Here is a 21,983-nt window from a genome sequence, read left to right as displayed (position 1 = left end):
TCTTTATTCTATGACTGAAGACTTACGTATCAGCATGATACAATCCCATATCATTTGGGAAGACCGTGAAGAGAACTTGGGTTATTACGGCGAACTGTTGCGCCGTGTTAGTGGAAGAACCGATTTAGCGGTATTGCCGGAGACGTTTACTACGGGATTTTCCATGGACGTAGAGAAACAAGCCGATACGATGGAGGGCCAGACCGTACCGACTATAAAAGAATGGGCTAAGAAATATAAACTGGCCGTGGCTGGAAGTTTTATCGCGAAAGATAATGGAAAGTTCTACAACCGGGCTTTTTTCATCACTCCGGAAGGAGAGGAGTATTATTACGATAAACGTCATTTGTTCCGTATGGCAGGGGAGGACAAGCATTTCTCGGCGGGCGACAAACGTCTGATCGTGCCTTATAAAGGCTGGAATATTTGTTTGCAGGTTTGTTATGACCTACGTTTCCCGGTTTGGAGCCGCAACGTGAATAACGAATATGATCTTTTGATTTATGTAGCCAATTGGCCCGAGGCCCGGAAGAAGGCGTGGAAGGCATTGCTGCATGCACGTGCCATCGAGAACATGGCTTATGTCTGTGGCGTGAACCGTGTGGGGGTAGATGGGAAAGGTTTTCTTTTCAGAGGGGATTCCATGATTTATAACGCAAAAGGAAAGAAATTGGCTGATGCCGGAAAACGAGAGGAAATCACCCGGACATGTACCTTGAAGAAGAGCGAGCTGGATGAGTTCCGGGCTAAGTTCCCGGCGTGGAAGGATGCGGATGGATTTAGTATTGACTTCTAATCGTTTAATTCCTTCTTATTATGGAAAAACGTAATCCTTGGGCTTGGATCCCGTCTCTTTATTTTGCCGAAGGCTTGCCCTATGTGGTAGTCATGACGCTTTCTGTGATCATGTATAAACGTCTGGGCGTCTCAAATACGGATATCGCCTTATTTACCAGTTGGCTTTATTTTCCTTGGGTGATCAAGCCCATCTGGAGCCCGTTCGTAGACTTGATTAAAACGAAGCGTTGGTGGATTTATAGCATGCAGCTATTGATTGGCGGGGGAATGGCAGGTGTGGCGTTCGTCCTTCCCGGGGATTTCTTTTTGCGGTTTACCTTGGCTTTCTTTTGGTTGATGGCGTTTAGTTCCGCTACGCACGATATCGCCGCGGATGGGTTCTATATGCTGGGCTTGACGGAGGAGCAACAAGCGTTCTTTATCGGTATCCGAAATACGTTCTACAGGGTGGCGATGCTAACGGGACAAGGTCTGCTGGTCATGCTGGCGGGGCTTTTGGAGGAGAGTACCGGGCGGATTTCTTTTGCTTGGAGTCTGGTGTTTTTTGTATTGGCCGGTACCTTTATCGCCTTGGCTTTGTGGCATAAGTATATCTTACCCCGTCCGGCGAGTGACGCGCAACGTACGAATATCACCCCTCATACCATCTTGGTGGAGTTCGGCAATACTTTCGTGAGCTTTTTCAGCAAGAAAGGGATTATCCCGGCTTTGCTTTTTATGCTGACGTATCGTCTGGGGGAATCCCAATTGGTAAAGTTGGCTTCTCCTTTCCTGCTGGATGGGCGGGAGGTTGGCGGGTTGGCGCTCAGTACCGGTGAGGTCGGGTTCGCTTATGGTACGGTGGGAGTGATCTCCTTATTGCTCGGAGGGGTTTTAGGAGGTCTGGCTATATCCCGGGGTGGCTTGAAGACTTGGTTATGGCCTATGGCATTGGCTATCTCCTTGCCGAATCTGGTTTATTTGTATATGGCTTATACGATGCCGGAGAGTATTGTTGTCGTAAACGCTTGTGTCGCTGTCGAGCAATTCGGCTACGGATTTGGCTTTACGGCTTATACGATGTATCTGATGCTTTTCGCCGAAGGGGAATATAAGACTTCGCATTATGCGATCAGTACCGGTTTCATGGCGTTAGGTATGATGCTACCGGGAATGGCATCGGGATGGATACAGGAGCAGATCGGTTACCAACATTTCTTTATCTGGGTAATGATCTGTTGCATACCTTTATTTATTGTATTGCCGTTCTTGCGTTTCAAGAAAAAATAATCTTATACCGATAATCCGGGAGTGTAGGGGAGGGTCACGATGAATGTGCTACCTTCCCTTTCTTTGGATTTTAGGGTGATCAAAGAAGTAATGTTTGTTTTCTTTGCTTCTGAGGCTGGTTTATAATTGAAAAACCAAGGAGATGCGGCAACCCTTATTCTTTTCGGACTGGAGCAAGATACGCCCGTTTAATTGTTTTACGATAGCTTGGCAGATCGATAGTCCAAGACCTGTTCCTTGCACGAAATCATCCAGCTTCTTGAAACGCTCGAATATCGCTTCTTGGTCCTCGGGAGAGATCCCGATGCCTGTATCCTGCACATAAAGTCGGACGTCTTGTGCATTGGTGGAATACTCGTAACCGATCTCTATAAAGCCTGCGGAAGTAAATTTTATGGCATTTTTCAGTATGTTCTCGAGCGCTTGGTAAAGTCGCTCTTTATCCGAATATAAGCAGATCGGCGTATCGGGGCATTTCTCCTTGAATTCGATACCTTCGGGGACATCGGAAAGATGTTGTTTATAAAGGGTTTTCACTAAATCCGTTAAATTGCAGGATTCCTTATGAAATATGATACCTCCGGATTCAATCCTTGCTAAATCCAATATGTCATTGACTAACTTTAGTAATAACTCGTTATTGGTCGTGATGATATTAGCGTATTGCTCCTTCTCTTCCGCTGTCAGATCCAGTTCGGCGATTAGGCTTGAAAAGCCGATGATCGCATTTAGCGGGGTACGTATCTCATGACTCATGTTAGCCAAGAATACGGATTTCATCCGGTCGGACTCATTGGCTTTCTCCAAGGCTTCCGCTAATGATTCCTTTTCATGTAATAGGGCTTTTTGCGCTTGTCGTTTTGCCTTGGATTCTTGGGTATACATGATGATGAAGCTACCGAAGACAAAGCAGCACATCGTGCAGACTACGATTATCAAGCTCCAGAATAATCTTGGATATTGGTCCTTAAAAGGAAAGTTCAAAAGTATAGCATCCTTCGGAAGAAGCCTTTTATCGATATTCCAATATTTGACTTCATTGAAATCAAATACATAATTCTTCTTGCTCTTTGTTATCTGTGGGAATGATTCGCTAGGGGAGCCTTTTAATATTTCCGCGGCTCTATCGGTAGATTCTTCTATTTGGGTTTCCAAGGAGGTGATATAACCACCTACAAGTTTATTCGAATATCCTAGGTCCTCGTTGATCGCCGTAAAAGAGGGTTTACTGGAAAAACGGCTGGTGTTCAATACCCGGTAATCCCGTTTGGCCTGTAGATAGTAGATGTAAGGGACGTGTTTACTCATGTACCAAGAAACAGCTGATAGCTTGTCTCCTTGCACGGGCACGACGTTGACGGTCGTACTATCCGGTCGTTTTAAGCTTTGATTGACCCTGTCCAAAGTAGCGATCTCTACCGGTATATACATGATGCGATTATTATCGACCCGAATGTCTACTTGAGCACATTGCTCATGTAACGTAGCCTTAATGTGCCTATCTATATACGTGCTATCGTGCAACATATAAATCGTAGACTTGCCCAACAGATGTTCTATCAAGCGGATGTTCGTGACGTAGTCGGGCTCGTCCCAGAATCCGGAAACATTCGAATATTGCGCTAATAGTGCCTTATTGGGGAAATTTACGCCGCCAAATACAATGGGGACTGTAGAGATTAGCGGATGATGGCATTGCATTAACGTGTAAGTCGCTTGATCCTCGTAGACCAAAATCAGATCGGGTTTCCAAGTAGAGATCGAATCTAGATACAGGTACATCCGTTTTTCTTCGGCGGGTGCCGCATATTGCTCGCAGTTCAAATAGAATGTTTGGATCGACGGATTAATCCCCTTTTTCTCGAGGGATTCCCGGATCAACCGATCGCAGTCTTTATAAGCTACATAATCGCTTTCATAGGAATGCACTACTAATATACGATATTTATTTCCCGACTGTTGACAAGAGGACTGTAGAATGGCTAGCAGAAAAAGTAGAACAAATATGTAATATTTCTGTATAGATCTCGCTAGCATAAGTCGAAAATTAGTACGTTGCCCTTAATCGTAATTTAAAATGAGTGTTTTTATGCGAGTGCAAACTTATTAATAATTATTGGATATCAATGGCTTTTTTATTGAATATATAGGGCTAAAATAAAAAACGGCTATCAGATCCCGAAGGACCCGATAGCCGTTTTTCTATCTTATGTGGAGTAAAGGAGCGATTAAAACCGCTTCTTTTTATTTTACTTCCTCAAAGTCAACGTCCGTAACGTTACCGTCTTTGCTGTTGTTGCTGCTACCTGCGTTACCGCCAGCTTGTTGACCACCGAAGTTAGGATCTGCTTGCGGGCCGCCTTGAGCGCCGCCACCTTGAGCGTTGTACATTTCTTGGCTAGCTGCTTGGAATACGCTGTTCAATTCTGCCATAGCAGCATCGATACCTGCGATATCCTGAGCCTTATGAGCTTCTTTCAATTTGTTCAAGGCACCTTCGATCGGAGCTTTCTTGTCTGCCGGAAGCTTGTCACCAAGATCTTTCAATTGTTTCTCGGTCTGGAAGATCATGCTATCCGCTTGATTCAATTTATCGATACGCTCTTTCTCTTTCTTATCGGCCTCTGCGTTTGCGGCAGCCTCTTCTTTCATACGCTTAACCTCATCATCGCTCAAACCGCTGGAAGCCTCGATACGGATACTTTGTACTTTACCGGTTCCTTTATCCTTGGCGGATACGTTCAAGATACCATTGGCGTCGATATCGAATGTAACCTCGATCTGAGGGACACCACGTTGTGCGGCAGGTATTCCATCTAGGTGGAAACGGCCGATAGACTTGTTGTCTTTAGCCAAAGAACGCTCTCCTTGCAAGATGTGGATCTCAACAGAAGGCTGGTTGTCTACAGCAGTCGTAAATGTCTCGGACTTCTTGGTCGGGATGGTCGTGTTAGACTCGATCAATTTAGTCATTACACCACCCATTGTCTCAATACCTAAAGACAGCGGAGTAACATCCAACAACAATACGTCCTTAACCTCACCTGTCAATACACCACCTTGGATCGCTGCACCTACGGCTACTACTTCATCCGGGTTAACGCCCTTAGACGGAGCTTTACCGAAGAATTTCTCAACGATAGCCTGTACGGCCGGGATACGAGTAGAACCACCTACCAAGATCACTTCGTCGATATCAGAAGTTGATAAACCTGCGTCTTTCAAGGATTGACGGCACGGTTCGATACATGCTTGGATCAGACCGTCAGCCAATTGTTCGAATTTAGCACGAGTCAAAGTCTTAACCAAGTGCTTTGGAATACCGTTTACCGGCATGATATACGGCAAGTTGATCTCCGTGCTAGTCGTACTTGACAACTCGATCTTCGCTTTCTCGGCAGCTTCTTTTAAACGTTGTAAAGCCATCGGGTCTTTACGTAAGTCTACGCCTTCCTCTCGTTCGAATTCTTCAGCCAACCAGTCGATGATTACGTGGTCGAAGTCATCACCACCTAGGTGAGTATCACCGTTTGTTGATTTTACCTCGAATACGCCGTCACCTAACTCAAGGATGGAGATATCGAATGTACCACCACCTAAGTCGAATACGGCGATCTTCATGTCTTTGTTCGTCTTATCCAAACCATAAGCTAAAGAAGCGGCAGTCGGTTCGTTTACGATACGGCGTACGGTTAAACCTGCGATCTCACCAGCCTCTTTCGTAGCCTGACGTTGAGCGTCACTAAAGTAAGCAGGTACTGTGATAACGGCTTCCGTTACTTCCTGTCCCAAATAATCCTCAGCTGTCTTTTTCATTTTCTGCAGGATCATCGCTGAGATTTCCTGCGGAGTATACAAACGTCCTTCGATATCTACACGAGGAGTGTTGTTATCACCACGCACTACTTTATAAGGAACGCGATTGATTTCCTTTTGTACTTGGTCATAAGTTTCACCCATGAAACGTTTGATAGAGAATATAGTCTTTTCAGGATTGGTGATAGCCTGACGTTTTGCGGGATCACCTACCTTACGCTCGCCGCCTTCTACGAAAGCTACGATTGAAGGTGTTGTTCTTTTACCTTCGCTGTTCGCGATAACAACCGGTTCGTTACCTTCCAATACGGCAACACAAGAGTTGGTTGTTCCTAAGTCGATTCCAATAATCTTTCCCATGATTGTAAATATTTTAATTGTTATTATTCATCGTCCGTCATCCTCCTTGTTTAAAGGATTCACATAGTATTCAACAAATGCCGTGCCAAAGAAGTTTGGGTTTGAAAATAAATAATACGTGTCATGAATCGTGACATTTTGACGGTTTGGCAGAATACAGAAAGCCCCGGAACCGCTTTAATAGGCCCGGGGCTTCTCTTGTTATTTGTTGATTATTTCCTTTTCTTCTTTCATGTCAAGCTCATTCTTGTCGGCATCAAAGAATTTGTATTCAAGAAAGGCGAGACTTTGATTGGGAATAACTTTTAAACCATGTGTGTACTTCATTTTCCACTTCATGCTCAAGGGGAACAACCCCTTGTTCACATACGCTGCGACATACGGATGTACATGCAGGGTGAATTTCTTCACGTGATGTTTGTTTACTAAGCAATCTATTTTTTCTTCCAGGCTGTCGGTAAACAGGATGGAAGGCTTAACCGTTCCTGTTCCGAAACAGGATGGGCAGTCTTCTGACGTATCCACGTCCATTGCCGGACGTACCCGCTGACGGGTAATCTGCATCAAGCCAAACTTACTAAGAGGAAGGATATTGTGTTTAGCCCGGTCATTTGCCATTGCCTTTGTCATGTGTTCAAATAGCTTTTGCCGGTTGGCAGCCTCTGCCATATCGATAAAGTCTATGACGATGATACCTCCCATGTCTCGTAAGCGGAGCTGACGGGCGATCTCATCGGCGGCGGCGGTATTTACGTCGATAGCTGTCTTCTCTTGGGCATCGCTGCCTTTGGAACGGTTCCCGCTGTTCACGTCGATAACGTGCATAGCTTCCGTGTGCTCGATAATCAAGTAAGCTCCACTCTTGTAAGTGACAGTTCGTCCGAATAGCGACTTGATTTGCTTGGTGACCGCAAAGTTGTCGAAGATAGGAAGCTCTCCCGTATATAACTGTACGATTTCTTCCCGTCCCGGTGCGATCAAGCTTACATAGTCGCGGACATTATTGTAGACCTCCTTGTCATTTACATAAATATTTTGGAAAGAGGGGTTGAATATATCCCGAAGCAAAGCTACGGTACGTGCCGTTTCCTCATAAATAATAGCCGGAGCTTTGAGTTTAGGCACCTTCACGATATTATCTTCCCATCGTTTCATCAATGTCTTTAGTTCATGATCAAGCTCTGCGACACGTTTGCCCTCCGAGGATGTCCGTACGATAACACTGAAATTCTTCGGTTTGATACTTTGGATTAACTGGCGCAAACGAGCCCGTTCCTCGCTTGATTTAATTTTGGTGGAGACAGATACTTTATCGGCGAACGGTATCAGCACAATATATCTTCCGGCAAAAGAAAGCTCGGAAGTCAATCGGGGACCTTTCGTCGAGATAGGCTCTTTAGCAATTTGAACCAACACCTCTTGTCCTACTTTCAGCACGTCGCTAATACTCCCGTTCTTTTCGATCTCCGGTAGAATCTGAGTTTTCGACAGTACCGGCGCCTTTTTGGGATCGCTCAGCAATTGCTTTAAATATTTCTGTTGGGTGTTGAAGTTAGGACCTAAGTCCAAATAGTGAAGAAACGCATCCTTTTTGTAACCGACATCAATGAACGCAGCGTTTAAGCCCGGCATCAGTTTCTTAACCTTACCTAGATAGATATCACCAACGGCGAACGAGACGTTGCGGGCCTCCTTTTGGAGCTCCACAAGGCTCTTGTCCTCCAAGACGGCGATAGATACCTCTTTGGGCTGTACATCAACTACTAATTCACTAATCACTTAAGATGTGTTTTTTAAGATCAGACCTTATAAAATACGCAAAGAACAAACTTAAAAGGTCACTTATTAAGTTTGTTCTTTAGAGTTCGTTAGATAGACTTATTTCTTCTTATGTCTATTCTTCTTCAGTCTCTTTTTGCGCTTGTGCGTAGACATTTTATGTCTTTTTCTTTTCTTTCCGCTAGGCATCGCTTTAAAATTTTAAATTAAACGTATAATAATTAATTACTTAACTTCACCAATAAAAGTCTTAGCCGGCTTGAATGACGGAATGTTGTGTTCCGGGATGATGATCGTAGTATTTTTTGAAATATTACGAGCTGTCTTTTGAGCTCTCTTCTTAATAACGAAACTTCCGAAACCTCTCAAGTAAACGTTTTCGCCTTGGGCTAAAGAACTTTTTACGATATCCATGAAGGACTCAACGCTTGCTAGCACTGTCTGTTTGTCGATACCAGTGCTTTTTGAAATCTCGCTAACAATATCTGCTTTAGTCATGTCTATAAATTAATTAATTGATTTTGACCTATTAATTTTTTGGAATGCAAATATATAGCTTTTTATTTAAGTGGAAAAAGAATTGAGCTTCAATTTTTAAATAAAAAGATTCTTCTCGATTCGTAATATATATGTATGTTTGCGGTAATCAAATAGTTATGATGTTGAAAAGAGAGAAAGGGAGCAGTTATGTTACAGTATGAAAGTGAGTTAGAAATCAGCCGGATATTGGTTGAGTGGTATGAAACCTATAAAAGAGAGCTTCCTTGGAGGGAAACGAGAGACCCTTATATCATCTGGATATCGGAGATTATATTGCAACAAACCCGGGTTGTACAGGGATTGGAGTATTTTTTGCGTTTCACCGAACGTTTCCCGGATGTGGCATCTCTAGCGGCGGCGGAAGAGGATGAGGTGCTGAAATATTGGCAGGGCTTGGGGTATTATAGCCGGGCTCGTAACTTACATGCGGCGGCTAAATCTATCATGGAGCGGTTTAACGGGGTTTTCCCGGAGAATTATAAAGAGGTATTATCCTTGAAAGGTATCGGGGAGTATACGGCGGCGGCGATCGTCTCCTTTGCTTGGAACCAACCGTGTCCGGTCGTGGATGGAAATGTGTACCGGGTACTTTCCCGTTTGTTTGCCGTAGATACGCCGATCGACACCACGAAGGGTAAAAAGCAATTCGCGGAACTGGCCGGAATGATCTTGGACCCTAAGAACGCAGGGACGCATAATCAGGCGATCATGGAATTGGGTGCTTTGCAATGTGTTCCTCAAAACCCGGACTGCGGGGTGTGCCCGCTAAAAGATAAATGCATGGCGTTCGCTTCCGGCAATGTGCAAGCTTATCCGGTGAAACAAAATAAGACGAAGACAAGGGATCGTTATTTCCACTATCTATACATTATATATAAAGGACAAACTTGGATGAACAGACGGGCGGGGAAGGATATCTGGACCGGCTTGTATGAATTTCCTTTGATCGAGACGGATCATGCGATGGATTTTTCCGGTTTGTGTGAGACGCAAGCCTTCCGTAACCTATTGGGAGATGCTGGAAAATTGAGTATCACCCAAGGGTTATCGAATGTAAAGCATACGCTCTCCCATCAAATTTTATACGCTTCTTTCTATCAAATAGAGATAGAGCTGGTTCCGGAATCCTTGGGGAATTATCTCTCTTTGCCTTGCCGGGATATTGAGAAGTATGCCGTTCCCCGGCTGATACATATTTATTTAGAGAAATTAAACGGAAACTTGTGAGAATGATTGAATTTGTGTTTCTTTGTATGGTTATTAAGAATTTGAATTATGTCATTGAATAAGGTTATATTGATCGGCAACGTAGGCAAAGATCCTGACGTTCGCTATTTTGACAGTGGTGCCGCTGTCGCTAATTTCCCGCTGGCAACCTCGGAACGTGGGTATACGTTGGCAAATGGAACGGTGGTTCCGGAACGTACGGAGTGGCATAATATCGTAGTTCGTCGGGATTTGGTTCCTTTCGTGGAAAAATGGGTACGTAAAGGTTCCGGTGTATATGTGGAAGGCAAGATTCGTACTCGTAATTATGATGACCAAAGCGGCGTGAAACGATATGTTACGGAGATCCATGCGGATCGTATCGAGTTTTACAGTACGGGTTCCCGTCCGGCCGATGGTGGAAATACGACTGCACAAGGCGGTAGTATGCAGCCCAATGTGGGGCAAGGACAATCGGCTCAACCGACTACGGCGCCAAATACCGCTTATCAACAGCCAGCCGCCTCGCAGCCTAGCGCATTCTCAGAATCCAGTGACGCGGATGATCTCCCGTTCTGATATTGTTTAACTAATACTGTTTCCCTTGGACTCGGACTATTATTTATCGGGCTTATTTGAAAACGTAACGGTGCAGGCGCTGACAGCGGGTCCTGTGATCGCATTAAGCCTCGCTTTTTTACTGCTGTTTGTTTCCGGCTTCGTGTCGGCCTCTGAAGTGGCATTCTTTTCTCTAACCCCGGGCGACCTAAATGAGATCGGGGAAGAGAATCGCCCGGCAGATCCTGTTATCAAACGTCTCCTTAAACGTTCGGAGTATCTATTGGCATCTATATTGATCGCTAATAATTTCGTAAATGTGGCGGTCGTTATGTTGTGTACCTATGCGATTAACGCTTGGATTAATTTCTCGGCCGCTCCTCTTCTAGGCTTTGTGCTTGAGACGATTCTACTGACTTTCTTGCTTTTACTTTTTGGGGAGATCATGCCTAAGATTTACGCACAGAAGAATTCTTTGCGTTTTGTTCGTTTTTCAGCCTCCGTATTAAGTGGTTTGGAACGCTTCTGCCGCCCATTCTCGAAAATCTTGGTTAATTCCACATCGGTCATCAATAAAGCGTTAGCGAAAAAGAAATATGATATCTCTGTAGATGAGCTTTCTAAAGCGTTAGAGCTAACCTCTACCGAGATCCCGGAGGAGAAGGAGATGCTGGCGGAGATTATCAAGTTTTATAATAAGACCGCTGATGAGATCATGACTCCTCGTTTGGATATGGAAGATATCGAGATCAAGATCAGTTTCCGTGAGGTGGTTGATTTTATTATCAAATCCGGCTATTCGCGTATTCCGGTATATTCCGAGACTGAGGATAATATAAAAGGTATCTTATATATCAAGGACTTATTGCCCTATATTGACAAGCCCGATACATTCCGTTGGCAGAGTTTGATCCGACCGGCCTATTTCGTGCCGGAAACCAAGAAGATCGATGATTTGCTGGAAGAGTTCCGTACCAATAAAATTCATATGGCGATCGTGGTCGATGAGTTTGGCGGTACCTCCGGTATCGTGACGATGGAAGATATCCTAGAGGAAATTGTCGGAGAGATCTCCGATGAGTATGATGAGGATGAGCAACAATTCATCCGTTTAGCAGACGGTAGCTTGATCTTTGAGGCAAAGATATTATTGACGGATTTCTTCCGAGTTATCGATGCCGATCCCTCAGATTTTGGTAAATTGACGGAAGAAGTGGAAACTTTGGCCGGTCTTTTGTTGGAGATAAAAGGGGATTTTCCACGCCGTAGGGAGATTATAGATTTTAAGGAATATCGTTTCCAAGTGCTGGAAGTGGATAACAGGAGGATATTAAAGGTTAAATTTAACCGTATCCCTGAAGGTACAGGGAATGATGAGAATGGGAAAGATACGAAGTAAATGTTTATGAAATGGATAGCTGCTGTCATAGGAGGTTCTCTGTTTTTAGGGATATGCTGTATTTCGTGTGTGGAATATACGCCGAAGCCACGGGGCTATGTTCGTATCGAACCTTCGAAGGCACAATATAAACCGCTTGATCTCAGTTACCTGCCTTTTAATTTTGATGTCTCTCAGACTGCGGTCATAGAGGTGCCGGATCAAAAGAAGGGTGTTACGGGCTTGAATATCTCGTATCCGGAGTTAGAGGCTAAGCTTTATTGCAGCTATTTGCCAATTACTCCCGCGTCCTTGGTGACGGTGGAGACGGAAAGCCGCTCTTTCGTCGCCCGCCAAATAAAGTCGGAGAATCGGATATCGGAGAAAGCGTATTCCAACCCTGCCGCAAACGTTTATGGCTCGCTGTTTCTTCTGGATGGAGAATCGGCTTCTCCCATACAATTCCTGTTGACAGATAGTGTATCGAATTTCTTCCGGGGAGCCTTGTATTTTGACTGTAAACCCAATGCGGATTCATTAGCTCCCGCTATCCAATATATCCGGGAAGATATCATAGAACTTATACAAACTTTTAGTTGGAAAGAATAATATGGCCTTGCTATATAAACAACTCTCGCCGCTGCATGGAGTCTGGAAAATGGAAGAAAGTTCTGATGAGCTTTTGGGGATGCTTGAGCATAAAGCGGACTATTCTTCTTTTTTGGAGCGGGTATCGGCAGAGAAGCGGAGGCAGGAACATTTCGCCAGCCGGGTGCTTTTAAAAGAGCTTTTAGGAGAGGAGGTAAGGGTTGACTATCATTCTACGGGTGCCCCGTTCCTCGCGTGCGTACCTTTATATATAAGTATATCTCATACGAAAGATTATGTGGCGGTAATCTTGGATAAGCGTCCGACAGGGATCGATATCGAGTATCGTTCGGACCGGATCTTGAAAATACGAAGTCGCTTTATGAATCCGGAGGAAGAGGCGGGTATCGATCTGGAGCATGAGGTCGAGCATCTATTAATCCATTGGTGCGCCAAAGAAACCTTGTTCAAGATAATCGGGCAGGAAGGAGTGGACTTTCAAAAGCATCTTCACGTGAATCCTTTTCCTTATTTATCGAGTGGGACGTTTAAGGGACGAGAAACCCGGACCGAGGCATGTCGGGAATATGAGTTGGCATATCAAGTTACACCGGACTATGTATTGACTTGGTTGAAGTAAGTTAACTTCATACGCTTGTGAAGTTAACTTCATTGGCTCACGAAGCTAACTTCATTGGCTCACGAAGCTAGCTTCATCGAATCATGTGGTTGGAAAGATATCGTTCGATCTATTTCTGCCAGATCTCCCAAGCGGCGAAAGCCTGTAATAGAAGCATTTCCAGACCATTTTTCACGACGGCGCCTTTTTCTTTTCCTTTCTTCATGAAAAGGGTCTCATCCGGATTGTAAAGTAAATCATACAATAGATGATTCGGCGTAAGTAAATCGTACGGGATATCCGGACATGAGTCTATATTAGGGAACATGCCTAAGGGAGTCGTGTTTACGATCACCGTATATTGCTCCATGGTTTTCGGAGTAATCTCATCGTACGTGATACAAAATTCTTTCGGTTTGCGAGAAACCAGCGTGGCACCAACGCCTAGCTGTTTCAGTCCGTGGAAGACTGCCTTCGACGCCCCTCCCGTACCAAGGATCAACGCTTTCCGGTGCGTTTCTTTCAATAAAGGATCAATCGATTGCTTGAATCCGATAATATCCGAGTTATATCCTTTCAGTTTAAGTTTGCCGAAAAGACCTTTTGTGAACTTGATGACATTTACCGCTCCGATCTGACGGGCATCGTCATCCAAATCGTCTAAATATGGGATTACTTGTTCCTTATAAGGAATGGTCACGTTTAAACCGTTAAGTTCAGGGTTTTCTTTGATTACGTTCTTAATCTCCTTGATAGAGGGAATCTCGAAATTCAAGTACTCAGCGTCGATCTTCTCCGCCTCAAACTTCTGGTTGAAATACGTTTTAGAAAACGAATGTCCGAGGGGATATCCCAGTAAGCCATATTTCTGCATAACCTTTTTATTGTTTATTCTTTAGATCCTGTATATAATGAACAGATCCCGAAGGTAAAGGTCCGTACACGGGCCTGCTTGAAGCCTTGGCGGGTGAGTAAATCCGTCATGACCTTTCCCTGAGGAACTACCTTGATGGAAGCCGGCAAATAATTATACGCGACTTTTTCTTTAGAGAGTAGACGTCCGATAAAGGGGATGACGGTCTTTGAATAGATCTGGTAGAGTTGTCTCATGGGAAAATGTTCCGGTGTGGAAAGTTCCAAGATCATGATATGCCCACCGGGTTTCAGCACCCGGTACATCTCTGAGATACCTTGCTCTATGTTCTCAAAATTACGAACCCCGAAAGCGGCGGTTACGGCATCGAACGAGTTTTCCTCGTAGGTCAAGGCCGTACAGTCCTGTTGCTCGAAGGATATATACTCCGAATAACCGGCGGCAGCTACTTTTTTCCGTCCCACTTCCATCATGCCTAACGAGATGTCGGCACCGACGATATGGTCGGGTCGCAGCTTTTTGTACATGGAGATAGCCAAGTCTCCGGTACCGGTAGCGATATCCAGTATCGTTTTAGGAGAGAAAGGACGCAGGAAAGCGATCCCTTTCCTGCGCCATATCTTGTCGATACCAAATGAGAGAGTATGGTTGAGTTGATCATACGTTTCGGCTATCGAGTCGAACATACGTTTGACTTGCGTACCCTTTTGTTCCTCTTTGTTATAAGGAAGTATTGTCTCTGAACCATACTGTGTCATGTGCGGTATCTTATTTATTCTGTAAATATTCGGTAACGTTTTTCTCGATGCGGTTCAGCAAGTTATCAGTCTCGCCTTTTACAAAAGTCTCCCCTGTGATATGCTCGAACAATTCGATATATCGGTTGCTGATTCCTTCTACGATCTCCGGTGTCATTTCAGGAACTTTCTGTCCGGATTTACCTTGGAAGCCATTTTCCATCAACCATTCGCGGACGAACTCCTTGGAAAGTTGCTTCTGCGGTTCCCCTTTGGCGAAACGATCCTCGTATCCTTCTGAGTAGAAATAACGGGAGGAATCCGGAGTATGGATCTCGTCGATCAAATAGATCTTGCCGTCACGATGACCGAACTCATATTTCGTGTCAACCAAGATCAAGCCACGTTCCTTAGCGATCTCGGTACCGCGTTTAAACAAGGCCATCGTATATTTCTCAAGAACCTCGTAGTCCTCTTTAGAGACCAAACCTTTAGCGAGAATCTCCTCTTTAGAGATATCTTGATCATGCTCTCCGATCTCAGCCTTTGTGGTCGGGGTGATGATGGGTTCGGGGAAACGTTGGTTTTCACGCATACCCTCCGGTAGTTTCACGCCGCAGATCTCACGCACGCCGCTCTTATAAGCACGCCATGCGCTTCCGCACAGATAACCGCGTACGATCATCTCAACCGGGAAACCTTGGCATTGAACGCCAACCGTTACCATCGGGTCCGGAGTCGCCATTTTCCAGTTCGGACAAATATCAGTCGTAGCGTCAAGGAACTTGGCGGCGATCTGGTTTAACATTTGTCCCTTGTAAGGAATACCTTCCGGCAAGATAACATCGAAAGCGGAAATACGGTCTGTAGCGACCATTACCAATACCTCGTCATTGATGTTGTACACGTCGCGTACTTTCCCATGGTATACGCTCTTTTGTCGCGGGAAATTGAAGTCTGTTTTAACTAATGCCTTCTTCATGACTCTTACTTTTAGTTGTTGTCTATATTCGTTTTCTTCTCTTTTGCCTCTTTGATCTCTTTCTTCCGTTTATCATCGAACTTATCATAAGCCTCTACGATTCGTTGGACAAGTTTATGCCGGACAATATCTTTCTTGGTGAACTCGATCTTACCGATCCCGTTTACGCCCTTCAATATTTGCATGGCCTGTATCAATCCGGACGTGGTAGAAGGCGGAAGGTCTATCTGCGTGACATCTCCGGTGACGATCATCTTGGCGTTCATACCCAAGCGGGTCAAGAACATCTTGATTTGATGCGTCGTCGTGTTTTGCGCCTCGTCCAATATAATGACGGCGTCGTTCAAGGTACGACCGCGCATAAACGCTAGCGGGGCGATCTGTATCACGTTATTCTCCATATATTCCTTCAGCTTGGCTGCCGGTATCATATCCTGCAAGGCATCGTAAAGCGGTTGCAGATAGGGATCTAGCTTATCCTTCATCTCACCCGGCAAGAAACCCAGTTTTTCTCCGGCTTCCACGGCGGGACGGCTTAAGATGATCTTCCGTACTTCCTTATTCTTTAATGCTTTTACGGCTAGGGCGATAGCGACGAATGTTTTGCCCGAACCGGCGGGTCCTGTGGCGAAAACCAGATCGTTGTTCTCGAAAGCCTTTACCAATAACTGTTGATTCTCGGTACGTGCGGTAATCGGCTTGCCATTCATGCCGTGGATGATCAGGTTCTCCTGCTTCACGACCGTGGGGCCTTTCCCTTTTATAATATCCAGAATCACGTCTTCGGAGAGCGAGTTAAACTCCTCACAGTATTTTTCCACCTCACGGATTTTCTTGAGAAAAAGCTCGGACTCATCTTCATCTCCAATCACTTTCATCACATTTCCACGGGCAACGATACGCAATTTCGGAAACAATGTCTTGATCAATTGCATATTAGAGTTATTCACACCGTAGAAAATTACCGGGTCTACGCTTTCAAGAATATAAATTCTTTCAATCATCCGCTATTCCTTTTATTAAATTACGCTTCAAAAAGATGTGCTATTTTTTATTATTCGAATCAAGTTACAAAATTAGTAATATTCTTTATCCATTGATGCAAAGGGAGAAGTTTTATTTCACGGGAACACATCTTTCAGCCGTTCGTCTACCATTTAGAGAAAAACTAATTGGAGTTAAGGGGGAATTTCGGATTTTTCCGTATGTTTGTCAGGCAAAACGAAGGAAATGAAGATGAAGACTGTGTTTAATGTGATGTTGTTGCTGGTCGTGATCGTGTCGGCGACGGCTTTTTCTTCTTGTAAGGAGAAAAGAGGTGAATTGAAGAAGATTTGGTACAATGGAAGCTATAATCGTGATTTTAATGATTTGAATGACGTTCATTTGTCCGTTGCGAAGAAGATCGGCATAGAGCCTGTCTCTTCGAGGGAAGGAGCGGAGCACGCCTCCCGGGATATGGTGGAGATCAAGACGAATGACTATTACGAGGTAGAGGAGTTGACGCACTCTATTCCGTATTTGGTGCCGGAAGCCGCTAATCTGCTGGAGGATATCGGGAAAAACTTCCAAGACTCATTGAAAAACTTGAATGCTTCCATCTATAAAATAAAGGTAACCAGTGTAACCCGTACGGTTGCCGATGTCAAGAAATTGAGAAAAAGGAATACGAACTCTTCTCTCAACTCTGCCCACCAATACGGAACTACGTTCGATGTATCATGGGTACGCTATACTAAGATAGATGAGAAAGATACCTTAAATATTGATAAGGACCGCTTGAAAATGGTGCTTGCCTCCGTGCTTCGTGATTTGCGCAGGGCGGATCGTTGCTATATCAAGCACGAACGCAAGCAAGGGTGTTTCCACATTACGGCTCGTGAGTTGTAATTTGTTCCAGCGCTTTCGTATAAACCGATTTGTCGTATCCGGAGAAACAGCACATCGTGACTTGCTGGATTTCCGGATTCTCTTTTAGGAAGGTATCGATCGTGCGGATCGCTATCCGTGCCGCCTCCTCGATAGGATAGCCATATACGCCGGTGCTTATTGATGGGAAAGCGATTGTTCTCAGTCTGTTCTCTTTCGCCAATCGCAAGGAGTTTCGATAACAATTTTCCAGTAGCTCCGGCTCTCCGTGTTGTCCGTTTCGGTAGATGGGACCGACGGTGTGTATGACATGACGGGCTTTCAATCGATAACCTTTCGTTATCTTCGCCTCTCCGGTCGGGCATCCTTGTAAAGTCCGGCATTCGTCAAGGAGTTCCGGACCGGCGGCCCAATGGATGGCACCGTCTACGCCGCCACCTCCCAATAAGCTATTGTTCGCGGCATTTACGATGGCGTCTACATCCAATGTCGTAATATCTGCTTGTATAGCAATTATTCGTTCGTTCATATCTTTAGTTATTTGTATGTTGGTCCTGTTCATATATATTCTAAATGTGCGCAATATAGCGAAAAAGTTGCTTTGTTTCAAACTTAAAATAGTTGTTTTGAAAGCATGTACGTGTTTTCTAGGAGGGTTAGTGGGGGATTTTGGCTGTATTTTGCAGAGTCAAATTTTTATTGGAATATTTTATAATATTATTTGGTTTATAAAATAAACTTATCTATATTTGTGATGTGCAAAGAGTGATGCGCAGCTCCTTTGCATTTTTTTATCCATGGATGGTTTATAAAATAAACTTGTTTGCAGTAACAGTGATAATAATTAAGAGGAGGATACTAAAATGAGACGAGTTTTATTCATATTATCTTTATTCATGTTGGTATGTGGTTGCATAGAGGCACGTACTATTATTGTAGAGATTGGAAATATACGTGATAACCATGGGAATATCCTAGTTATGGCTCAGTCAGGAAAAGATACCAAGCCTGTTTATGGCATGGCGAAGTCTGAGAAAGGAAAGGTTACGATCCGGCTGGAAAACGTGGATTGGGAAAAGTTTGATCTGTCCGTATTCCATGACGAGAACGAGAATTGGCAAATGGATATGCTGGAAGGAAAAGGGCCTGCGGAAGGATATGTGTTGAAAAGTTGCGAGGTGAAGGATGAGGAAGCGACTTTCAAATTAAAACTGTATTATCCGGTAAATCAATAGAGCCATGGTACGGTTTTTACTACTATGGCTCTGGATTTTGGCGATAGGCGGGAGTAGTGCCCAAAAGATCTCGGGACAAACGGTTTATAAAGCCCATGTTTCCGATGCGGAGGGAAATGCCGTGGAATATGCGACCGCTGTGCTTTTATCGGGAGAAAAACAGGTAGAGGGTACCGTGGCCAATAGTGATGGCGATTTTAGCATGGAGGCGGAGGCTGGGAAGTATAGGCTTGTTGTTCAATGCCTCGGATACGAGCCTTTACGGAAAGAGCTGATCTTGCCGATAAAACGGCGGGATTCCTTGATTCTAGATCTATCGAACCATGTTCTGAGGGAAGTTGTTGTTCAAGCGAAGAATATCGAGCGGAAGGCGGACCGCTTTATCATGTCGGTCATGCCATCTGCCGGAAAGGATGGTACGGAATTATTGTCACAGGCACCGGGTGTCTGGCTCTCGGATGAAACTATCTCGATAAACGGGGCGCAAGGAACGAAGGTGTTTGTGGATGATCGTGAGATTCGTTTAACGGGAGAGGAACTACTGGCTTATTTGCGGTCTTTGAAATCGGAGGATATAAAAAGGATTGAGGTAATACCGATCGCGGGAGTTGAGTATGAGGCCTCAACTAAGGGTGGAGTGATCAAGATCTCATTGCGGCGACGTCCGGATAACGGTATGCAAGGATATGTATCTTTAGGTACGTCATTGTCTCCATCTTTACAAGGGTATATTCCATCGGCGTCCGTAAATGCACGTGTCGGGAAATGGAGCTTGAATGGAGCGGTATCGGGTACTTTTACTCCCCGGGATAAAGGAGAGATGAACTCCAACAGGGAATACGGAACGGTGGGGAATAAGTTTGTGTCTCAATCTTTGTATGATACGGATTCCAAATATGGGAATGGACGTGTCGGGGCTATTTTCGAGATCGATTCGCTGAATAGTGTCGGAGCTGAGATCGAATATATCAATCAAGCTTCGGATGGAACATCTTGGAGTCAAACGGATTTAGTAAAGAACTCTTATCCTATGAAGAGTACGGGGAATTATCGACAGAAGGATGATTATAACACGTTTTCCGCTACGGTCAATTACTTACGCGAAATGGATGATCGAGGCTCGGTATTTAAGGTCATAGCCGATTACGTAAGTAAGCGATCAACCGGGGATAATTTCCATACGATCTGTTATGAACAGTCTAGTTGGAGCTATGACACGGTTTACCGGAGTCATGCGGCGGCGGATTATGATATGGCGACAACCGATATTTCTTTCCAAAAGAATTTGCGTGAAAAAATGTCTTTGAAAATCGGGACCAAATATGCCTATACATTGATGGATGATCATTCCTTGTATGAGGGGGTAACCTCTAGTGGTAGCTGGATTCCAAATGAGGAATATGGATATACCTTGAGATATAATGAAAATATAGTAGGAGCTTACGCCTCTTTCTCTGCGGAGATCAAGAACTGGTCGTTTGCTGCGGGGGTACGTGCGGAATATTCCAAGACGTCGGATAGAAGTGAGGATTTTAGTCGGGATTATCTGGATCTTTTTCCGAACTTGAACGTGACCTATGCGTTCGATCCCATCAAGAGATGGATGCTGGTCGGGCAATATGCTCGTAATATCGAACGTCCTCCGTTCTATACCTTGAATCCGAATCGTATACAGAGTTCGGACTATAGCTACCAGATCGGGAATCCCTATCTGCGTCCTACTTATATCAATCGTTTCAGTGTAACGTTGGTTTATAATTATCGTTATACGGTGACTGTAGGAGGAAACTTGCACCACGACTTGATCCGGGAGTTCTGTAAACAAGATGTGGCGAATCCCGATGTATCCTATATCACGTATGAAAATCACGATCGGGAAAACCATTGGTTTGTAGCGGTCAGCTTGCCGTATCAACCCTTTACTTGGTGTAACTTGACAGGGAATTTCATAGGCGTACGGCAGGATATCCGGATGACGGAATTGTCTTCTTTCTTGTCTCATTATTTAGGGTTTGCCAATGTGATCGCTACCTTTACGTTGCCGGCAGGTTTTACGGTGGAGGCCCGGTATAGTGGAACGAGCCAGCTATATTCCGGTAATAGCGAGGTCGCCCCCCGGCATACGGTTGGAGTAATGGCGAGGAAGAAACTTTTGAATGATAAGCTATTGTTGGCAGTTTCAGTCGATAATATCTTTAACCAAGCCAATGAGTACGCCAGTACGTTGGATGTTTATCGAACATCATCCCGTTATGAAAACGGACTTACTGGAAGGGTCTTTAAGGTTGCGTTGACATGGAATTTCAATAGCGGAAAGAAAGTAAGGAAGAGTAAGATTGAGATAGGTTCCGGTTCCGAACGGAGTCGCCTGAATGAAAAATAACATAAAATAAATACAATTATGGAAGATAGAAAATTATCAGAAAAAGAAAGTCTGGATATTATCACTCAGATGATTAACTCCAGTAAGCGAAACATGAAAGTAGGGAGTGGCAATGTGTTACTTTATTGGGGATATTTTACCGTCCTCTTATCGGTCGTGATATCCTCCTTGATATTGTGTACTCAAAATTATATTTGGTCTTGGGGATGGATGCTCATGTTTGCTGTCGGACCAGTTATTTCATATAAGCAAAGAGGTTGTGAGCCGGCCGTGGTGACTTATACGGACAAGACGATCTCCAAGGTATGGCAAGTGTTTGGCTGTATGTTTGGACTGACGTTCGTCTTGATCGCGGTATTTTGTGCGCTTTATGGGCAATCCGTCAATTTTATATTGATGCTTCCTTTATCGTTATTATATTGTGGATTAGGGGTATCTATAAATGGCATTATCTTGCGGGAGAAATGGATGATTTACTCTCCGGTGGTTGCTTTCGTTTTAGTTATCCACATGCTGATGAGTTTGATAAATCATGATCCTGTCACAGTTTTATGGTATTTGTATTTTGGCCTTTCATTTGTGGTAATGATGATTATTCCCGGGCATATTCTTAATAATAAAGCTAAAAAACAATGTTTAAAGAATTAGATCCTTTATTGCATTCCCAACTCCGGCTAGCGGTGATGTCCATTTTACTATCGGTGGAGGAGGCGGAGTTTGTCTATATCAAGGAGAAGACGAGCGCTACCGCAGGAAATCTCAGCGTCCAATTGGACAAACTTAATGAAGCTGGTTATATCGAGATCGAGAAGGGGTTTGCCGGGAAGAAGCCCCGAACGGTTTGCCGGATCACAGATAAAGGACGCTTGGCGATGGAGGAGTATGTGAATACATTAAGACAATATATTAATATTTAGCTTGTGCCATTCTTAGGGCACGCTTGTGCCACCGTGATGGCACAGCTATGCCATAAGGATGGCACAAGTGTGCCA

General features: G+C 44.4%; 21 protein-coding genes. 12 read left to right on the top strand and 9 right to left on the bottom strand.

Going from position 1 to position 21,983, the window contains the following annotated elements; all coding sequences use genetic code 11:
- Positions 1-10: 10 nt before the first annotated feature.
- Together ACYIA1_RS10610 and ACYIA1_RS10605 are read left to right on the top strand one after the other, a co-directional pair.
- Positions 11-796 (top strand): amidohydrolase, encoded by a 786-nt coding sequence (locus ACYIA1_RS10610; protein WP_121961234.1) that lies wholly within the window; start codon positions 11-13, stop codon positions 794-796.
- 20 nt (positions 797-816) lie between these two features.
- Complete coding sequence (locus ACYIA1_RS10605; RefSeq protein ID WP_005864650.1) at positions 817-2,067, top strand: MFS transporter; 1,251 nt, start codon at positions 817-819, stop codon at positions 2,065-2,067.
- 120 nt (positions 2,068-2,187) lie between these two features.
- Here the strand turns inward: ACYIA1_RS10605 and ACYIA1_RS10600 are convergent, their stop codons facing one another.
- From ACYIA1_RS10600 to ACYIA1_RS10585, 4 genes are all read right to left on the bottom strand, one after another.
- Positions 2,188-4,104 (bottom strand): sensor histidine kinase, encoded by a 1,917-nt coding sequence (locus ACYIA1_RS10600; protein ID WP_221734665.1) that lies wholly within the window; start codon positions 4,102-4,104, stop codon positions 2,188-2,190.
- Between the two features lie 207 nt (positions 4,105-4,311).
- Positions 4,312-6,243 carry a molecular chaperone DnaK gene (gene dnaK, locus ACYIA1_RS10595; protein ID WP_005864708.1) on the bottom strand — a complete coding sequence of 644 codons (1,932 nt, stop codon included), beginning with the start codon at positions 6,241-6,243 and terminating at the stop codon, positions 4,312-4,314.
- Positions 6,244-6,444: 201 nt separating this feature from the next.
- Complete coding sequence (locus tag ACYIA1_RS10590; protein WP_195320288.1) at positions 6,445-8,022, bottom strand: Rne/Rng family ribonuclease; 1,578 nt, start codon at positions 8,020-8,022, stop codon at positions 6,445-6,447.
- 225 nt (positions 8,023-8,247) lie between these two features.
- A complete protein-coding gene (locus ACYIA1_RS10585) occupies positions 8,248-8,520 on the bottom strand; it encodes an HU family DNA-binding protein (RefSeq protein ID WP_005854607.1) in 273 nt (90 codons plus the stop codon).
- Positions 8,521-8,709: 189 nt separating this feature from the next.
- Between ACYIA1_RS10585 and mutY the strand changes: the two genes are divergently transcribed.
- The 5 genes from mutY to ACYIA1_RS10560 are packed head-to-tail and all read left to right on the top strand — an operon-like array spanning position 8,710 to position 12,932.
- Positions 8,710-9,789 (top strand): A/G-specific adenine glycosylase, encoded by a 1,080-nt coding sequence (gene mutY, locus ACYIA1_RS10580; protein ID WP_005864713.1) that lies wholly within the window; start codon positions 8,710-8,712, stop codon positions 9,787-9,789.
- Between the two features lie 48 nt (positions 9,790-9,837).
- Complete coding sequence (locus tag ACYIA1_RS10575) at positions 9,838-10,347, top strand: single-stranded DNA-binding protein (protein WP_005864715.1); 510 nt, start codon at positions 9,838-9,840, stop codon at positions 10,345-10,347.
- 25 nt (positions 10,348-10,372) lie between these two features.
- Complete coding sequence (gldE, locus tag ACYIA1_RS10570; protein WP_480335217.1) at positions 10,373-11,725, top strand: gliding motility-associated protein GldE; 1,353 nt, start codon at positions 10,373-10,375, stop codon at positions 11,723-11,725.
- A 6-nt stretch (positions 11,726-11,731) separates the two neighbouring features.
- Positions 11,732-12,313 (top strand): gliding motility lipoprotein GldD, encoded by a 582-nt coding sequence (gene gldD, locus ACYIA1_RS10565; RefSeq protein WP_005864719.1) that lies wholly within the window; start codon positions 11,732-11,734, stop codon positions 12,311-12,313.
- Position 12,314: 1 nt separating this feature from the next.
- Positions 12,315-12,932, top strand: coding sequence for a 4'-phosphopantetheinyl transferase family protein (locus ACYIA1_RS10560; protein WP_057326930.1), 618 nt, complete (start codon positions 12,315-12,317; stop codon positions 12,930-12,932).
- Positions 12,933-13,041: 109 nt separating this feature from the next.
- Here ACYIA1_RS10560 and ACYIA1_RS10555 read toward each other — a convergent pair whose 3' ends face one another.
- From ACYIA1_RS10555 to ACYIA1_RS10540, 4 genes are read right to left on the bottom strand one after another with little or no spacing between them, the layout of a single operon-like run.
- Positions 13,042-13,785: a shikimate dehydrogenase family protein gene (locus ACYIA1_RS10555; RefSeq protein ID WP_005854619.1), complete on the bottom strand. Its 744-nt coding sequence runs from the start codon at positions 13,783-13,785 to the stop codon at positions 13,042-13,044.
- 14 nt (positions 13,786-13,799) lie between these two features.
- Positions 13,800-14,543, bottom strand: a complete 744-nt coding sequence (gene ubiE / locus ACYIA1_RS10550) for a bifunctional demethylmenaquinone methyltransferase/2-methoxy-6-polyprenyl-1,4-benzoquinol methylase UbiE (RefSeq protein ID WP_008773451.1) — start codon at positions 14,541-14,543, stop codon at positions 13,800-13,802.
- Between the two features lie 10 nt (positions 14,544-14,553).
- Entirely contained in the window at positions 14,554-15,504 is a 951-nt protein-coding gene (locus tag ACYIA1_RS10545; RefSeq protein WP_005864727.1) for a phosphoribosylaminoimidazolesuccinocarboxamide synthase, read from the bottom strand.
- A gap of 11 nt (positions 15,505-15,515) precedes the next feature.
- Positions 15,516-16,508 carry a PhoH family protein gene (locus ACYIA1_RS10540; RefSeq protein WP_005854625.1) on the bottom strand — a complete coding sequence of 331 codons (993 nt, stop codon included), beginning with the start codon at positions 16,506-16,508 and terminating at the stop codon, positions 15,516-15,518.
- 226 nt (positions 16,509-16,734) lie between these two features.
- Here ACYIA1_RS10540 and ACYIA1_RS10535 point away from each other — a divergent pair, with 226 nt between their 5' ends.
- Positions 16,735-17,394 carry a DUF5715 family protein gene (locus tag ACYIA1_RS10535; protein WP_008773450.1) on the top strand — a complete coding sequence of 220 codons (660 nt, stop codon included), beginning with the start codon at positions 16,735-16,737 and terminating at the stop codon, positions 17,392-17,394.
- Here the strand turns inward: ACYIA1_RS10535 and ACYIA1_RS10530 are convergent.
- Positions 17,375-17,902, bottom strand: coding sequence for an O-acetyl-ADP-ribose deacetylase (locus ACYIA1_RS10530; RefSeq protein WP_005854629.1), 528 nt, complete (start codon positions 17,900-17,902; stop codon positions 17,375-17,377). The genes ACYIA1_RS10535 and ACYIA1_RS10530 overlap by 20 nt on opposite strands.
- Positions 17,903-18,236: 334 nt before the next feature.
- On the opposite strand from ACYIA1_RS10530, the gene ACYIA1_RS10525 reads away from it, so the two are divergent.
- Genes ACYIA1_RS10525 through ACYIA1_RS10510 form a run of 4 tightly spaced genes read left to right on the top strand, consistent with a single transcriptional unit; the run spans position 18,237 to position 21,908 of the window.
- Positions 18,237-18,608: a DUF2141 domain-containing protein gene (locus tag ACYIA1_RS10525; RefSeq protein WP_005864733.1), complete on the top strand. Its 372-nt coding sequence runs from the start codon at positions 18,237-18,239 to the stop codon at positions 18,606-18,608.
- A 4-nt stretch (positions 18,609-18,612) separates the two neighbouring features.
- Positions 18,613-20,991 carry an outer membrane beta-barrel protein gene (locus ACYIA1_RS10520; RefSeq protein WP_057326929.1) on the top strand — a complete coding sequence of 793 codons (2,379 nt, stop codon included), beginning with the start codon at positions 18,613-18,615 and terminating at the stop codon, positions 20,989-20,991.
- 18 nt (positions 20,992-21,009) lie between these two features.
- Positions 21,010-21,639: a hypothetical protein gene (locus ACYIA1_RS10515; RefSeq protein ID WP_005864737.1), complete on the top strand. Its 630-nt coding sequence runs from the start codon at positions 21,010-21,012 to the stop codon at positions 21,637-21,639.
- Positions 21,624-21,908 carry a winged helix-turn-helix domain-containing protein gene (locus ACYIA1_RS10510; protein ID WP_005864739.1) on the top strand — a complete coding sequence of 95 codons (285 nt, stop codon included), beginning with the start codon at positions 21,624-21,626 and terminating at the stop codon, positions 21,906-21,908. The genes ACYIA1_RS10515 and ACYIA1_RS10510 overlap by 16 nt, the downstream gene beginning before the upstream one ends.
- The last annotated feature ends 75 nt before the right edge of the window (positions 21,909-21,983 follow it).

The organism is Parabacteroides sp. KHUB-02 (assembly GCF_056640955.1).
This window is presented reverse-complemented; position numbering and strand designations above follow the sequence as displayed.

Coding starts and splice junctions, on each gene's coding strand:
- ACYIA1_RS10525 (WP_005864733.1), top strand. CDS start 18,237: ATGAGACGAGTTTTATTCATATTATCTTTATTCATGTTGGTATGTGGT.
- ACYIA1_RS10610 (WP_121961234.1), top strand. CDS start 11: ATGACTGAAGACTTACGTATCAGCATGATACAATCCCATATCATTTGG.
- ACYIA1_RS10545 (WP_005864727.1), bottom strand. CDS start 15,504: ATGAAGAAGGCATTAGTTAAAACAGACTTCAATTTCCCGCGACAAAAG.
- ACYIA1_RS10605 (WP_005864650.1), top strand. CDS start 817: ATGGAAAAACGTAATCCTTGGGCTTGGATCCCGTCTCTTTATTTTGCC.
- ACYIA1_RS10540 (WP_005854625.1), bottom strand. CDS start 16,508: ATGATTGAAAGAATTTATATTCTTGAAAGCGTAGACCCGGTAATTTTC.
- dnaK (WP_005864708.1), bottom strand. CDS start 6,243: ATGGGAAAGATTATTGGAATCGACTTAGGAACAACCAACTCTTGTGTT.
- ACYIA1_RS10510 (WP_005864739.1), top strand. CDS start 21,624: ATGTTTAAAGAATTAGATCCTTTATTGCATTCCCAACTCCGGCTAGCG.
- ACYIA1_RS10575 (WP_005864715.1), top strand. CDS start 9,838: ATGTCATTGAATAAGGTTATATTGATCGGCAACGTAGGCAAAGATCCT.
- mutY (WP_005864713.1), top strand. CDS start 8,710: ATGTTACAGTATGAAAGTGAGTTAGAAATCAGCCGGATATTGGTTGAG.
- ACYIA1_RS10555 (WP_005854619.1), bottom strand. CDS start 13,785: ATGCAGAAATATGGCTTACTGGGATATCCCCTCGGACATTCGTTTTCT.
- ACYIA1_RS10600 (WP_221734665.1), bottom strand. CDS start 4,104: ATGCTAGCGAGATCTATACAGAAATATTACATATTTGTTCTACTTTTT.
- ACYIA1_RS10520 (WP_057326929.1), top strand. CDS start 18,613: ATGGTACGGTTTTTACTACTATGGCTCTGGATTTTGGCGATAGGCGGG.
- ACYIA1_RS10585 (WP_005854607.1), bottom strand. CDS start 8,520: ATGACTAAAGCAGATATTGTTAGCGAGATTTCAAAAAGCACTGGTATC.
- ubiE (WP_008773451.1), bottom strand. CDS start 14,543: ATGACACAGTATGGTTCAGAGACAATACTTCCTTATAACAAAGAGGAA.
- ACYIA1_RS10560 (WP_057326930.1), top strand. CDS start 12,315: ATGGCCTTGCTATATAAACAACTCTCGCCGCTGCATGGAGTCTGGAAA.
- ACYIA1_RS10530 (WP_005854629.1), bottom strand. CDS start 17,902: ATGAACGAACGAATAATTGCTATACAAGCAGATATTACGACATTGGAT.
- ACYIA1_RS10535 (WP_008773450.1), top strand. CDS start 16,735: ATGAAGATGAAGACTGTGTTTAATGTGATGTTGTTGCTGGTCGTGATC.
- ACYIA1_RS10515 (WP_005864737.1), top strand. CDS start 21,010: ATGGAAGATAGAAAATTATCAGAAAAAGAAAGTCTGGATATTATCACT.
- gldD (WP_005864719.1), top strand. CDS start 11,732: ATGAAATGGATAGCTGCTGTCATAGGAGGTTCTCTGTTTTTAGGGATA.